At 56.7% G+C, this 13,343-nt stretch carries 7 protein-coding genes, 2 tRNA genes and 3 rRNA genes (1 of these 12 only partly in view); 5 read left to right on the top strand and 7 right to left on the bottom strand.

Translation table 11 applies throughout. The annotated features are described in order from the left end of the window. The 5 genes from AC54XV_RS26490 to rrf (AC54XV_RS26470) form a co-directional block, all read left to right on the top strand. Positions 1-66 (top strand) — tRNA-Ile (locus tag AC54XV_RS26490); it begins 11 nt to the left of the window's first position. A gap of 44 nt (positions 67-110) precedes the next feature. Further along, a tRNA-Ala gene (locus AC54XV_RS26485) sits at positions 111-186 on the top strand. A 243-nt stretch (positions 187-429) separates the two neighbouring features. Continuing rightward, positions 430-3,323 (top strand): 23S ribosomal RNA (locus tag AC54XV_RS26480). Positions 3,324-3,477: 154 nt separating this feature from the next. Then, positions 3,478-3,593 (top strand): 5S ribosomal RNA (gene rrf, locus AC54XV_RS26475). A gap of 107 nt (positions 3,594-3,700) precedes the next feature. After that, a 5S ribosomal RNA gene (gene rrf / locus AC54XV_RS26470) occupies positions 3,701-3,816 on the top strand. A gap of 115 nt (positions 3,817-3,931) precedes the next feature. Here the strand turns inward: rrf (AC54XV_RS26470) and AC54XV_RS26465 are convergent. From AC54XV_RS26465 to AC54XV_RS26435, 7 genes are all read right to left on the bottom strand, one after another. Next, positions 3,932-4,411 carry an SRPBCC family protein gene (locus AC54XV_RS26465; RefSeq protein WP_058399338.1) on the bottom strand — a complete coding sequence of 160 codons (480 nt, stop codon included), beginning with the start codon at positions 4,409-4,411 and terminating at the stop codon, positions 3,932-3,934. A 32-nt stretch (positions 4,412-4,443) separates the two neighbouring features. Further along, on the bottom strand, positions 4,444-7,890 hold the full coding sequence (locus tag AC54XV_RS26460; RefSeq protein WP_496717505.1) for a non-ribosomal peptide synthetase: 3,447 nt from the start codon (positions 7,888-7,890) through the stop codon (positions 4,444-4,446). After that, positions 7,887-8,834, bottom strand: coding sequence for a diiron oxygenase (locus AC54XV_RS26455; protein WP_011269373.1), 948 nt, complete (start codon positions 8,832-8,834; stop codon positions 7,887-7,889). Before AC54XV_RS26455 ends, AC54XV_RS26460 begins: the two co-directional genes overlap by 4 nt. Before the next feature lie 42 nt (positions 8,835-8,876). Further along, positions 8,877-9,653, bottom strand: coding sequence for a DUF3050 domain-containing protein (locus AC54XV_RS26450; protein WP_496717503.1), 777 nt, complete (start codon positions 9,651-9,653; stop codon positions 8,877-8,879). An 818-nt stretch (positions 9,654-10,471) separates the two neighbouring features. Continuing rightward, positions 10,472-11,209 (bottom strand): GntR family transcriptional regulator, encoded by a 738-nt coding sequence (locus AC54XV_RS26445; RefSeq protein WP_003407917.1) that lies wholly within the window; start codon positions 11,207-11,209, stop codon positions 10,472-10,474. A gap of 318 nt (positions 11,210-11,527) precedes the next feature. Beyond that, positions 11,528-12,547 (bottom strand): aldo/keto reductase, encoded by a 1,020-nt coding sequence (locus AC54XV_RS26440; protein ID WP_104684747.1) that lies wholly within the window; start codon positions 12,545-12,547, stop codon positions 11,528-11,530. A gap of 20 nt (positions 12,548-12,567) precedes the next feature. Further along, positions 12,568-13,257, bottom strand: a complete 690-nt coding sequence (locus tag AC54XV_RS26435; protein WP_003407919.1) for an HAD-IA family hydrolase — start codon at positions 13,255-13,257, stop codon at positions 12,568-12,570. Between the last annotated feature and the right edge of the window lie 86 nt (positions 13,258-13,343).

The following is a 13,343-nucleotide window of genomic DNA, read 5'->3' as shown; positions in this document are numbered from 1 at the left end:
TCAGTTGGTTAGAGCGCACCCCTGATAAGGGTGAGGTCGGCAGTTCGAATCTGCCCAGACCCACCAGTTACCTGGTGAAGTTGGTCAGAGCGCGTACGACACCCGGATACGGGGCCATAGCTCAGCTGGGAGAGCGCCTGCCTTGCACGCAGGAGGTCAGCGGTTCGATCCCGCTTGGCTCCACCACTTACTGCTTCTGTTTTGAAAGCTTAGAAATGAGCATTCCATTGATCCTGATGATCAGTGCCTGAATGTTGATTTCTAGTCTTTGATTAGATCGTTCTTTAAAAATTTGGGTATGTGATAGAAAGAAATATAGACCGGGCACCTCTTTCACTGGTGTGTGTCCGGGCTAAGGTAAAGTTTGTGAAATGCAAACTTTCGGCGAATGTCGTCTTCACAGTATAACCAGATTGCTTGGGGTTATATGGTCAAGTGAAGAAGCGCATACGGTGGATGCCTTGGCAGTCAGAGGCGATGAAAGACGTGGTAGCCTGCGAAAAGCTTCGGGGAGTCGGCAAACAGACTGTGATCCGGAGATGTCTGAATGGGGGAACCCAGCCATCATAAGATGGTTATCTTGTACTGAATACATAGGTGCAAGAGGCGAACCAGGGGAACTGAAACATCTAAGTACCCTGAGGAAAAGAAATCAACCGAGATTCCCTTAGTAGTGGCGAGCGAACGGGGACCAGCCCTTAAGTTGTATTGAGATTAGCGGAACACTCTGGAAAGGGTGGCCATAGTGGGTGATAGCCCTGTACGCGAAAATCCCTTTGCAATGAAATCGAGTAGGACGGGGCACGAGAAACCTTGTCTGAATATGGGGGGACCATCCTCCAAGGCTAAATACTACTGACTGACCGATAGTGAACCAGTACCGTGAGGGAAAGGCGAAAAGAACCGCGGAGAGCGGAGTGAAATAGATCCTGAAACCGTATGCGTACAAGCAGTGGGAGCCCACTTTGTTGGGTGACTGCGTACCTTTTGTATAATGGGTCAGCGACTTATTTTCAGTGGCGAGCTTAACCGAATAGGGGAGGCGTAGCGAAAGCGAGTCTTAATAGGGCGTCTAGTCGCTGGGAATAGACCCGAAACCGGGCGATCTATCCATGGGCAGGTTGAAGGTTGGGTAACACTAACTGGAGGACCGAACCGACTACCGTTGAAAAGTTAGCGGATGACCTGTGGATCGGAGTGAAAGGCTAATCAAGCTCGGAGATAGCTGGTTCTCCTCGAAAGCTATTTAGGTAGCGCCTCATGTATCACTGTAGGGGGTAGAGCACTGTTTCGGCTAGGGGGTCATCCCGACTTACCAAACCGATGCAAACTCCGAATACCTACAAGTGCCGAGCATGGGAGACACACGGCGGGTGCTAACGTCCGTCGTGAAAAGGGAAACAACCCAGACCGTCAGCTAAGGTCCCAAAGTCATGGTTAAGTGGGAAACGATGTGGGAAGGCTTAGACAGCTAGGAGGTTGGCTTAGAAGCAGCCACCCTTTAAAGAAAGCGTAATAGCTCACTAGTCGAGTCGGCCTGCGCGGAAGATGTAACGGGGCTCAAACCATGCACCGAAGCTACGGGTATCATCTTTTGATGATGCGGTAGAGGAGCGTTCTGTAAGCCTGTGAAGGTGAGTTGAGAAGCTTGCTGGAGGTATCAGAAGTGCGAATGCTGACATGAGTAACGACAATGGGTGTGAAAAACACCCACGCCGAAAGACCAAGGTTTCCTGCGCAACGTTAATCGACGCAGGGTTAGTCGGTCCCTAAGGCGAGGCTGAAAAGCGTAGTCGATGGAAAACAGGTTAATATTCCTGTACTTCTGGTTATTGCGATGGAGGGACGGAGAAGGCTAGGCCAGCCTGGCGTTGGTTGTCCAGGTTTAAGGTGGTAGGCTGAGATCTTAGGTAAATCCGGGATCTTAAGGCCGAGAGCTGATGACGAGTGTTCTTTTAGAACACGAAGTGGTTGATGCCATGCTTCCAAGAAAAGCTTCTAAGCTTCAGGTAACCAGGAACCGTACCCCAAACCGACACAGGTGGTTGGGTAGAGAATACCAAGGCGCTTGAGAGAACTCGGGTGAAGGAACTAGGCAAAATGGCACCGTAACTTCGGGAGAAGGTGCGCCGGTGGAGGTGAAGCATTTACTGCGTAAGCCCCTGCCGGTCGAAGATACCAGGCCGCTGCGACTGTTTATTAAAAACACAGCACTCTGCAAACACGAAAGTGGACGTATAGGGTGTGACGCCTGCCCGGTGCCGGAAGGTTAATTGATGGGGTTAGCGCAAGCGAAGCTCTTGATCGAAGCCCCGGTAAACGGCGGCCGTAACTATAACGGTCCTAAGGTAGCGAAATTCCTTGTCGGGTAAGTTCCGACCTGCACGAATGGCGTAACGATGGCGGCGCTGTCTCCACCCGAGACTCAGTGAAATTGAAATCGCTGTGAAGATGCAGTGTATCCGCGGCTAGACGGAAAGACCCCGTGAACCTTTACTATAGCTTTGCACTGGACTTTGAATTTGCTTGTGTAGGATAGGTGGGAGGCTTTGAAGCGTGGACGCCAGTCTGCGTGGAGCCAACCTTGAAATACCACCCTGGCAACTTTGAGGTTCTAACTCAGGTCCGTTATCCGGATCGAGGACAGTGTATGGTGGGTAGTTTGACTGGGGCGGTCTCCTCCTAAAGAGTAACGGAGGAGTACGAAGGTGCGCTCAGACCGGTCGGAAATCGGTCGTAGAGTATAAAGGCAAAAGCGCGCTTGACTGCGAGACAGACACGTCGAGCAGGTACGAAAGTAGGTCTTAGTGATCCGGTGGTTCTGTATGGAAGGGCCATCGCTCAACGGATAAAAGGTACTCCGGGGATAACAGGCTGATACCGCCCAAGAGTTCATATCGACGGCGGTGTTTGGCACCTCGATGTCGGCTCATCACATCCTGGGGCTGAAGCCGGTCCCAAGGGTATGGCTGTTCGCCATTTAAAGTGGTACGCGAGCTGGGTTTAGAACGTCGTGAGACAGTTCGGTCCCTATCTGCCGTGGACGTTTGAGATTTGAGAGGGGCTGCTCCTAGTACGAGAGGACCGGAGTGGACGAACCTCTGGTGTTCCGGTTGTCACGCCAGTGGCATTGCCGGGTAGCTATGTTCGGAAAAGATAACCGCTGAAAGCATCTAAGCGGGAAACTTGCCTCAAGATGAGATCTCACTGGAACCTTGAGTTCCCTAAAGGGCCGTCGAAGACTACGACGTTGATAGGTTGGGTGTGTAAGCGCTGTGAGGCGTTGAGCTAACCAATACTAATTGCCCGTGAGGCTTGACCATATAACACCCAAGCAATTTGCGTCGAATGACCAGATTGCGGTGACTGTGAAGATGACACGAACCGAAAGTTTGCGTCACGAACAACACCTGAGCTGACTATCACATACCCGATTTGCTGAAGCGCGCCGCAAGGCACGACTCGGTACCCGAATTTCTTGACGACCATAGAGCATTGGAACCACCTGATCCCATCCCGAACTCAGTAGTGAAACGATGTATCGCCGATGGTAGTGTGGGGTTTCCCCATGTGAGAGTAGGTCATCGTCAAGATTGAATTCCAGAAACCCTCTTCGCTTACGCGTTGAGGGTTTTTGTTTAAGTAGAAGTCACCAAAATTCGCTGGAACGTTACCTGTTAACGGATCGGCAACAGAATTTCTTGACGACCATAGAGCATTGGAACCACCTGATCCCATCCCGAACTCAGCAGTGAAACGATGTATCGCCGATGGTAGTGTGGGGTTTCCCCATGTGAGAGTAGGTCATCGTCAAGATTGAATTCCGAAACCCCTCATCGCTTACGCGATGAGGGGTTTTGTCGTTATGGGCTTTCAAATAAAAGCCCGCTCAGGCTTTCGCTCCGAGCGGGCTGCTGTGATGCAGCGTCAATCAGCCAAACAGGCTGCGCACTTTACTCATTGCGCCATCTGCAAACCCCTGAAGAAACGCCTCGAATGCATCCCCTTCAGGCCCATTCTCAACAGGGTCGGCAACAATCGTCCAACTGGCGATGCAGGTATCGCCGTCACCGGTTGCTTCAACAGTCATTGCCGCCCACAGATTGCTGACCGGCAAGCTGGTGTGGATCAGTGACCAGGTCATATAAAGCGCTTGATCGTCCCAGGAGTTCAGTTGTTCGATGGCCACGTTGCCATCCTTGAACAGCTTGCTGCGAACCGAGCCCGGACCTTCGCCAGTGACCTCGATGCTCTCCAGCGCCGGTATGAATGCCTGGAAGCCACCGAAATTGCCGACGACAGCCCACACGCTGGCCGCATCACCGGAGACTTCCACGGCGGACACCACTCGGCATGCCTCTGGGTTCTTGATAAGGGTGTCGGGTTTCAGATTGCTATGAAGTGTGTTCATGTCGTTCTCCATTTATCTCAGGGGGTAATGGCTCAGATGAAGTCGATTTCTTTCAGGTAATCGCAGCCCCTGCGCAGTAACGCCGGAGTCTTTTGCGGGTATTGCTCGCCCATGCGACGAATGCCGTTCAGGGTGTTGCGGTGCTCGATCATCGAGATATCGCCGATGTCTTCTTCAAACCCGTCCAGATAGAACCCCAGCACGCCAAACAGCGCGTTCTGGCTGTCGACGCGCCTGAGTTGCATCTGCCATTGCTCGACGCTGACCAGCTCGAACTGACGCCCTGCCTCGCGGAAGGCGTGCACGTAGTCGCTCCAGCTCAAGGGCTCGGGGTTATGCAGATTGAACACCGCGTGTTCTGGTTGGTAACGGCTGGCATGGAAGCCGATGAAGCGCGCCAGAAAGTCCACCGGCATCAGGTCGAAGTTGATGGCGAATGCCGGAACCTGACCCAGTTGCAGCGAACCCTTGAGCATCAGCATCAAGCGGTTTTTCTGTGGCTGACACACGCCGGTAACGCTGTTGAAGGCGATGTTGCCGGGGCGATAGATGTTCACCCACACACCTTGGTCCCGGGCACATTGCAGGATGCGCTCAGCCACCCATTTGGAGAGGTTGTAGCCATTCTTGATGTAGATCGGCGGGGTCGTGGCAGCGGGCTGTTCAAGCACATTACCGGCGGCATCGATGGCACTGCAGGCAGACAACGTCGACACGAAATTGAAGATCTTTTTACTGCGCCCTTCACACAGCTTGAGGCATTCAAAGACCGGGGCGACATTGTCTTTGACCAGGCTTTCATAGTCCTGAACATGGTTCACATTGGCAGCGTTGTGCACCAACGCACCAAACTCGAGATCCAGCCGCTCATACACCGCTTCACTGAGCCCCAACCGAGGCTTTGTCAGGTCAGCGGGGTAGACCTGCACGCGACTCAGGTCCAGGTGGTCCAGACGGTTTTCCCGCAGGGCATCCTCGAAACGCTGCTGCGCGCTTTGTCCAGCAGCCTCGCGCACCAGGCAGGCGATCTCGGTCGCCCCCCGGTTGAGCAGCGCTTCGACGATATGCACACCCAGAAAGCCATTGGCACCCGTGACAATCACTTTATGAACATCACCCAGCCTGCTGACGGGCAATGTAGCCAGCTGAAAGTCCGGGTTGGCATCCCGCAGGGCCTGAGCACTGAGGACTCCCGCCGAGGTGCCGTCGCTGTCGATCAGGCTGGCCAGTGTCAGCACCGTCGGTGCTTCGATAAAACGATTGATGGGAATACTGCGCCCAAAGCGCTCACGAACCCCCAGCAACAGGCGCGACAGCAGGATCGAGTGGCCTCCGAGATTGAAAAAGCTTTCATCAGTCGAGATGTCGTCTGGCGGCAGCTCCAACAGCTCGCCCCATAGCTCCAGCAGCGCCCGCTCCTGCTCCGTCTCGGGCTGGCGACGAGCGTGCTGCCCGATAAAGCTCAGCGGTATTTCCAGAAGCGCTTTGCGATCGACCTTGCCGTTACTGGCGAATGGCATGCCGGGCAACAGCGTGTAGACAGCGGGATGCATGTAATCAGGCAGCAGGCGCTGTACATGCGCTTTCAGTGCCTGTTCGTCATGCTCAAGGTTCGGTTGAGCGAGAAACGCCAGAATTCGTCGCTGTCTGTCGATCACCACGGCAACCTGTCGATACAGTCCGCTGTCACGCAGGCAATGCTCGATCTCTTCCGGCTCGACCCGAAAGCCGCGAATCTTCACCTGATTATCACGGCGTCCGCTGAGGACGATGCCGTCAGCCGTCCACTTGGCGATGTCGCCGGTGCGATAGGCACGCATAAGCTGGCCATCCGGCTTCGTCAGCCACACATAGCGCTGGGCGGTAAGCGCGGGATTGTTTACATAGCCCAGACAGACGCCGGGACCGATGATGTACAGCTCACCCTGAGTCTGTTCGGCCACGGGCTGCAATTGCTCGTCCAGAATCCACGCCTGGCTGTTGGCGATCGGTCGGCCCAGATGTCGGTTGCTGCTGGACGGCCCGAACTCGCAGGCGGTGACCAACACCGTGGCCTCGGTGGGGCCGTACAGGTTGTGGAAATGACATTGCCTGGTGAGTTGCGCAATCACGTGCGGCTCACAGACGTCGCCTCCGGTCATGACATGCTCAAGCCCCAGCGGTTGATCCAGCGGCAGGATGCTCAACAGCGCCGGCGGCAGGAATGCATGGGTGATGCCTTGTTGCAGCGCGCTGACCAACTGCAACGGATCACGTCGCTGGTCTTCATCGGGGACCACCAGCTCGGCGCCACTGAGCCAGGTGGGGAAAATGTCGATAATCGATGAGTCGAAACTCAGCGTAGAGAATTGCAGCACCCGGCTGTGTTCACTCAGGCTCACATGCTCGGCATACCAGGCGGTGAAGTGGCTGAGATTGCGCTGGCTGAGCAATACGCCTTTCGGCTGTCCCGTGGTGCCCGACGTGTACAGCGCCATGCAGGGCGCATCCTGATCGGTAGCAACGCGTACATGGGTTGGAGCTCCATCTCCCACAGGAACCGTAGCGATATCCAGCGCCGGAAACTCCGCAGCCGCCAGCGGGTGCGAGCCATCGTGCAGCAACAGCATCGCTCCCGAGTTTTCCAGAATGTACTGCTGACGCTGCACGGGCTGGCCGGGATCAAGTGGCAGGTAAACCGCACCGCAACCCAGAACCGCGAGAATGCCCGCATACAGCTCGGCTGACTTGTGCAGGCAGATACCGATCACGGCAGGTGTGCCGGCTTTCGCGTGCGCCAGCAACGGCTGCAGCAAGCTTTGGATGGCGAGACTGTGCGCGTGCAGTTGCCGATAGCTGAGCGTCCGGTTGCGAACGGACAGTGCCGGGCGTTCGGCAAACGTCAGCAGCGCCTGCTCCAGCCGCTCGGTGATGGGTGTTTCGGACAGTTTCAGCAGATGCGGTTGATCTGTCTGATTGAAACGATGCTCGAACAGCAATTGATCAACCGCCTGCAAGCCGTGCTGCCGATCGCTCCGGGCGGGTGTGACGCTTGTCATACCGTTGAGACAGTCTTCATCTCTGGATAACCGGCTGATCTGCAATGTCGCCAGATCCACCATGGCTGCGACAGCGGCATCACGCAGTACCCGCCCGCTGCCTGATTCCTCGACCGCAAGCCACTTATGAACGATCAAACGTCGAGCCTCGGCTGCGCCATGCCAGCACAGCAATTCCAGCCGGGGTAATCCGTGATCCAGCGCCTTGCTGAAACCGACCCGCAGTCGCAGTTGCGTGCAGTGGCCGAACGCATTCAGTTGTTCCTCGGACAGGTCCAGGCTGCCGTCTTCGATCAGCACGCCGCCATCAGGCACCGTCAACGCGTCCAGCGCCTGCTGATCAGACAGATGCCGCACGCCATGCCCGTGGTCCAGCAGCTCGCTATTCAGTTCACTCAAGGTCAGGCTGTGACCGATGAGCACAATCTCCAGGCGCTTCATTGCAGCGCCCTCTGCGCAGGCAGATAGTCCGTCAGCGCCCGCTGCACACAAGGATCGTCCAGCATCGAGCTGTTCTTGAAGAAACGCACGATGTTGGCCACCAGTGGATGATGGCGGTTGACTGGAAAACTCACAGCCCTGGTCTCATCCCTGAGCGCCTGCTTGACGGTGTCCGGCACCTGCAGGTGGTCGATCAGGGTGAAGTCGAAGCCATTCTGAATATCGTTGGTCAGGTATTGAGCGATGAACACCGGCATGATGCGGGCGATGGATTCCCGGTCCTGTTGGGGAGCGGTATGCCAATAGATGCGTACCAGCCGCGCCCAGAAGCCCGAGTGACGCCCCTCGTCCAGCAAGTGGTCGGCCATCAGCCCCTTCACCGATTGCTTGACCGATTCGTCCTTGGCAAACGCCGCCACGTCATTGGTCACGGTGTTCTCCGCGATGGCGACACAGATCAGCTCCACCGCGCTGCGCAGATGCTCGGGGGCCAGAGCCAATGCGGCGGGAATGGCCCGGCTGAGTTCAATCTCGTCCGGCAACGGGATAGGCTCAATACCTGTCAGGGCGATGGTCTGTTGCATGAAGTCCATCGCCACCAGTGCGTGGTAGTCCTCATCGACCACCACCGTCATCGCGTCATAGCGACAGGCAAACGGGAAGCGAATCGCGAAGTTGTCCTTGGCGATACTGCGCGCGGTCCTGTCGACGATCTCGGTCTCGAAGATCACCACATCGTTGATGAACTTGTAGAGGCTCTGCACCAGCGCGTAATCGCGCCAATGCGTGCACTCGCGGGTGAAGGTGTCACTGAGTACCAGCGGCTGTCGGCTGAGGGGGTAGATGAGTTTTTCATCGTTCTCGACCATCCTGCGTGGACGCGTACGAATGGTGGCGCGACCTTCCCACGCATCGATGAACGACATGTAGTCTTCTGCTTTCATGATGGCTTCCTTGTAAAGGCTTCAGGGTGTTGCGAGCGGGTCCTACGCGCTGGCCTGCATGCGCGGCGTTCGCATGCTCAGGCGCAGCGTGTCCCATAGCCGGATCCTGCTTTCCACAGCCGCGATGGCGGTCTGATAAACCTCTCGTTCGCGCTGCGTGTCGCCAGCAACCAGACGAGCCAGCAACTGCTCTGCTGCCGGGCCGTGATCTTCAGCGTCCACTTCGATGTGGCGCTCCAGGTAGTAGCGGAAGGTGGGTGCCTGGTCGGCGGTGATGCCCCAGTCATCGAGGATGGTCTGGAACATCAGCGGGATGACACTCTCGCGACCATGCAGAAAGGCCGCAGCAACGCTGTGTGCCGGCGCATGCAGGGCGATGTCGAGCGTGTGTGTCACGAATGCCGTCGCCGCCTGTCCCGCGTCGACGTGTTGCAGCGCAGTGGTGCAACGCATGCCCTGTCTCTGCAGTTCGATGAAGCGCTCGATCTGTACCGTGCTCGCGCCAATCTCGCGCATCGCATCCAGGTACAGCTCGAAGTGGCTGTAATGACCCGCGCCCAGTCGGTCATCGGACTCCTCCCCCAGCACGATCTCGTTGATCAGGCGGGCAGCGGAAGCATCTGTCGGCGGCAACCACGGCAATTGGGTGCAGGTCAGTTCCTGTTGCAGGCGCTTGGTCAGCGACATGAAATCCCAGACCGCGAATACATGGGTTTCCATAAAACGTCGGAGTACATCCAGTGTGGTGATTTCTGCAAAGATCGGATGACGGCCAAGTTCAACTTTCTTGTGTGCGAGCAGTGTTTTTTCACAAAGCATAGTGATGTCCCTATTGTCATGGTGGTGGTCAGTGTTAATGCAGTTACTCAAGGGGTGAGCGTTATCGGCAGTGCGACGATGACACGTAATAAAGTCCCCGAATGCGAGGCGAACAAGGGCCTGAAGTGTGAGGGCTGATTTGCCACAAACACGCATCGGTTATTGAATTACACGATACAGCGCAACGCCGGTTTACCGAGCCTTGGCCCTTGTGGGGCAAGGTGTTCACCCCGGCATGCCGTCGATAACACGGCCGGCGAAGAAAACTTAAAACAAATTTAACAAGGGCTGCAATCGTTTTTTAATAATAATTAAAGGAGGTGTTTTTTGAGGGTGTAAGTGGCTATATAAAACGTCGGGTGTACGTTTTATAGGCGCGCAGACAACCCTTCCGACTGATTAAGTCAGAATTATTAATAATGAGCGAATGCCTCGCCCAGCGTTGCCGATGTGCTGAATAATCAGGGTTCTGGATTTTTTTAATGGGCGAAGTTGGAAATGACTTCCACTGTCTGTTTGCCCCGTTCAACAACTCCTTATCCATTGAGTTCATATGAACAGAGAACCGCTCCGATCCTGCGCGAGCCGTTCAGCCGTAGCCAGGGAACATCCTCCGGTTGGTTTCCTCAGCGTCACGGCCGAGTTTGCCTCATTCCAGCGTTGGGCCATCCGGCAGATCAGGAAAATAGCGATAAAAACGCCATGTCGGGGTTGAGCCTGGCGATACGCCGACGAGGTGTGAAGCGGAGGGCGGGAGGTACAAGCGGCCAAGCCGCAGACGTTGTGTCACCGCCTGCTGGATAGACCGCCTTGATGATTCAGGCGGGGTTTTTCTTCGTTGCGCGGGGCGGCTTGGCCTTGGTGGCCTTTTTGCTGTTCAGGTATTGAGTGACGGCCTGAACACCTCGGTTGAGGTGGTACTGCAGCGCTTCGACACAGGGTTCGATCGCTTTCTGCTCGGCGAGCCGCAACAGCTGCCAATGGTCATCCTGAGAAAGCTTGCCCAGGCCCATGTCGGAAAGATTGAAACGCAGGAAGCGTTCTTCTTCGTTCAGGCCTTCTTCAACCAGACGCATGAGACGCGTGTTGTGGGTCTTGGCATACAGCGAAAGGTGGAACATCCGATTGAGTCTGCCGATCTGGCCGAAATCCGTCTCGACTTCAAGCTGCTCGATGTAGCCCTTGGCCGCCGCCAGATCGTCGGCATCCAGCAACGGGATAGACAGACGCAACGCTTCGGATTCCAGCAGTATGCGCAGGGCATAGGCGTCCACTGCGTCTTCGGTGATCAGCGGCGCGACCACCGCGCCCTTGTGCGTTTCGACACGCAGCAGCGACTGCGCCTCGAGCTGGCGCAGTGCTTCGCGCACAGGCATGCGGCTGACGCCAAACAGCGTCGCCAGTTCCTGTTGGCGCAATGCCGTGCCGCTTGGCAGGCTGCCATCGATAATGGCGTTTCGCAGCTTTTCTTCAATCACGGTTCTGGCAAGGTGCGCCGGAGGCTGCTCATTGCCCAGTACGGAGCCCAGAAAGGCTTCTCTATCTGATTTGCGCATTGGCCTACTTCTTCATCAACCCTGGCTGGACAATGTCCAATTAATCGCTTTGTTGCCGACAGACTAGCCAAGACTTGCCAGTCCGTCGCGAAAATACAAACATCATCATGTTTAACGGCGAGCAGCGAATCGCACTGCAGCCCGGCGAGCTCGACAAAATAAGCGTCTATCTTAGCGCTCATCGACCTCACGTACCGAGTGCGTATTCACAGGTAACAGGAGTTTCACGTGTTGTTTTTATGACATTGCGCTCTGAAACGACCGGTCCAGAGCGCAACCGTGACACGCTCGCGGCATAAGGCCGCAGGCGTGATCGTCTCAGCGCGTCAGGCGGCCGGAAACGAAGTGCTGAACGTCATTGAAGCCGGGCGTCGACGCATGGCCGGGGGTCACCAGCGAATCGATGAACGCCTCGTCTTCAGCGGTGATATCCACCGTGAGTGCCTTGGTATACCCGTCCCACTGCTGCTCGGTTCTTGGTCCGACGATGGCTGAGGTCACGGCCTGGTTGTTGAGCACCCAGGCAATGGCGAACTCGACAATGCCGACGCCTTTGTCCTGCACATACGCCTGAATTCGCTGCGCGATACGCAACGACTCCATGCGCCATTCGGTTTCCAGCAGTCGCTTGTCCTGACGTCCGGCGCGGCTCTCGCTGTCGGGAGCGATGTCCGGAGCGATGTCCGGAGCGTATTTACCACTGAGCACACCGCGGGCGAGCGGGCTGTAGGGCACGACGCCCAGGCCATGATGTGCGGCTGCAGTGATCTGCTCGACCTCGGCCTGGCGGTTGACGATGTTGTACAGCGGCTGGCTGATGACCGGCTTGTCGACGCCCAGGCGTTGCGCAACGTTGACGATTTCAGCAATTCGCCAGCCGCGGAAGTTCGACACGCCCCAATAGCGGATCTTGCCTTGCCGGATCAGATCGCCAATCGCCGACACCGTCACTTCCAGCGGCGTGTCGTGATCTTCCTTGTGCAGGTAATAGATATCCACATAGTCGGTATCCAGCCGCCGCAGGCTGTTCTCGATGGCATTGAACATGTGCTTGCGGTTCAGACCGGCCCGATTGGGCACACCATTGGACGGGCCGATCGCGACCTTGGTGGCCAGCACCCAGTCGCTGCGCTGTGCCGCGATGGCCCGGCCGACGATTTCCTCCGAGCGCCCGGCGTTATAGACATCCGCCGTGTCGATGAAATTGATGCCTTGATCCCTGGCCTTGTCGATGATGCGCAGCGATTCCTCGGCAGCGGTCTGCTCACCGAACATCATCGAGCCGAGTGTCAGTGTGGAAACCTTGAGGCCGGACTGGCCAAGGGTTCGATAATTCATGCTCAGCATCTCCATGTCATTCAGGCGAGCTCAGGCAACCCCCACGCCTTGAGCGGGAAGTCGGCCAGCGAGCCCAGCAGCAGGTCCGCATGCTCGTATTGCTCGACCGGCATGTGCGAGTCCGGCACGGCCACCGCGTACATCCCGGCAGCCTTGGCGGCGGTCACACCGAATGGCGAGTCTTCGAAGACCAGGCAATCGGCAGGCGAGACGCCAAGACGGCGGGCGGCGACCAGAAAGATGTCCGGGGCCGGCTTGGCGGCGCCGACTTCCGGGTCGTCGGCGGTGACGACGGTGTCGAACAGTTCGAACCATGCGCGGTGCAGGGTGGTCTTGGCCTCGAAGTAATGCACCGACGAGCTGGTGCCCACGGCGATCGGAATATTATGCGCAGCCAGATGACGGACCAGCGCTTCGGCACCCGGCATGGCTGCGGCGCGCGGGAAACGCTCTTCAAGCATGGGCTCCCTGACTTCGAGAAACTCGTCGATCGACATCGGCAGCTCCAGCGCCTTGATCACGTAGTCCGAGAAGTCCCGGGCACCGCGGCCAATGGTGTGCTGCTTGACCGACCAGTCGAAGGTGCGACCGTGGCGGCTGGCAATCAAGTGGGTGACTTCGGTGTAAACCCCCTCGGTGTCCAGCAACAGGCCATCCATGTCGAAAATGACGGCCTTGATCGGGCCTCGTTGTTTTTGCTGCTCGCTCATGTGATCACGTCCTGTTCGCAAATTCGTTTCAGCCTAACGTTTCCGGGAAGGCTGTGGCTAGGGTCTGTTTCAAAACCTTTCAGCGG

Source organism: Pseudomonas fragariae (ex Marin et al. 2024), from assembly GCF_059621105.1.
Note: the sequence above shows the minus strand (reverse complement) of the source record. Positions and strands in the feature narration are given on the sequence as shown.

Coding starts and splice junctions, on each gene's coding strand:
- AC54XV_RS26465 (WP_058399338.1), bottom strand. CDS start 4,411: ATGAACACACTTCATAGCAATCTGAAACCCGACACCCTTATCAAGAAC.
- AC54XV_RS26460 (WP_496717505.1), bottom strand. CDS start 7,890: ATGAAGCGCCTGGAGATTGTGCTCATCGGTCACAGCCTGACCTTGAGT.
- AC54XV_RS26455 (WP_011269373.1), bottom strand. CDS start 8,834: ATGAAAGCAGAAGACTACATGTCGTTCATCGATGCGTGGGAAGGTCGC.
- AC54XV_RS26450 (WP_496717503.1), bottom strand. CDS start 9,653: ATGCTTTGTGAAAAAACACTGCTCGCACACAAGAAAGTTGAACTTGGC.
- AC54XV_RS26445 (WP_003407917.1), bottom strand. CDS start 11,209: ATGCGCAAATCAGATAGAGAAGCCTTTCTGGGCTCCGTACTGGGCAAT.
- AC54XV_RS26440 (WP_104684747.1), bottom strand. CDS start 12,547: ATGAATTATCGAACCCTTGGCCAGTCCGGCCTCAAGGTTTCCACACTG.
- AC54XV_RS26435 (WP_003407919.1), bottom strand. CDS start 13,257: ATGAGCGAGCAGCAAAAACAACGAGGCCCGATCAAGGCCGTCATTTTC.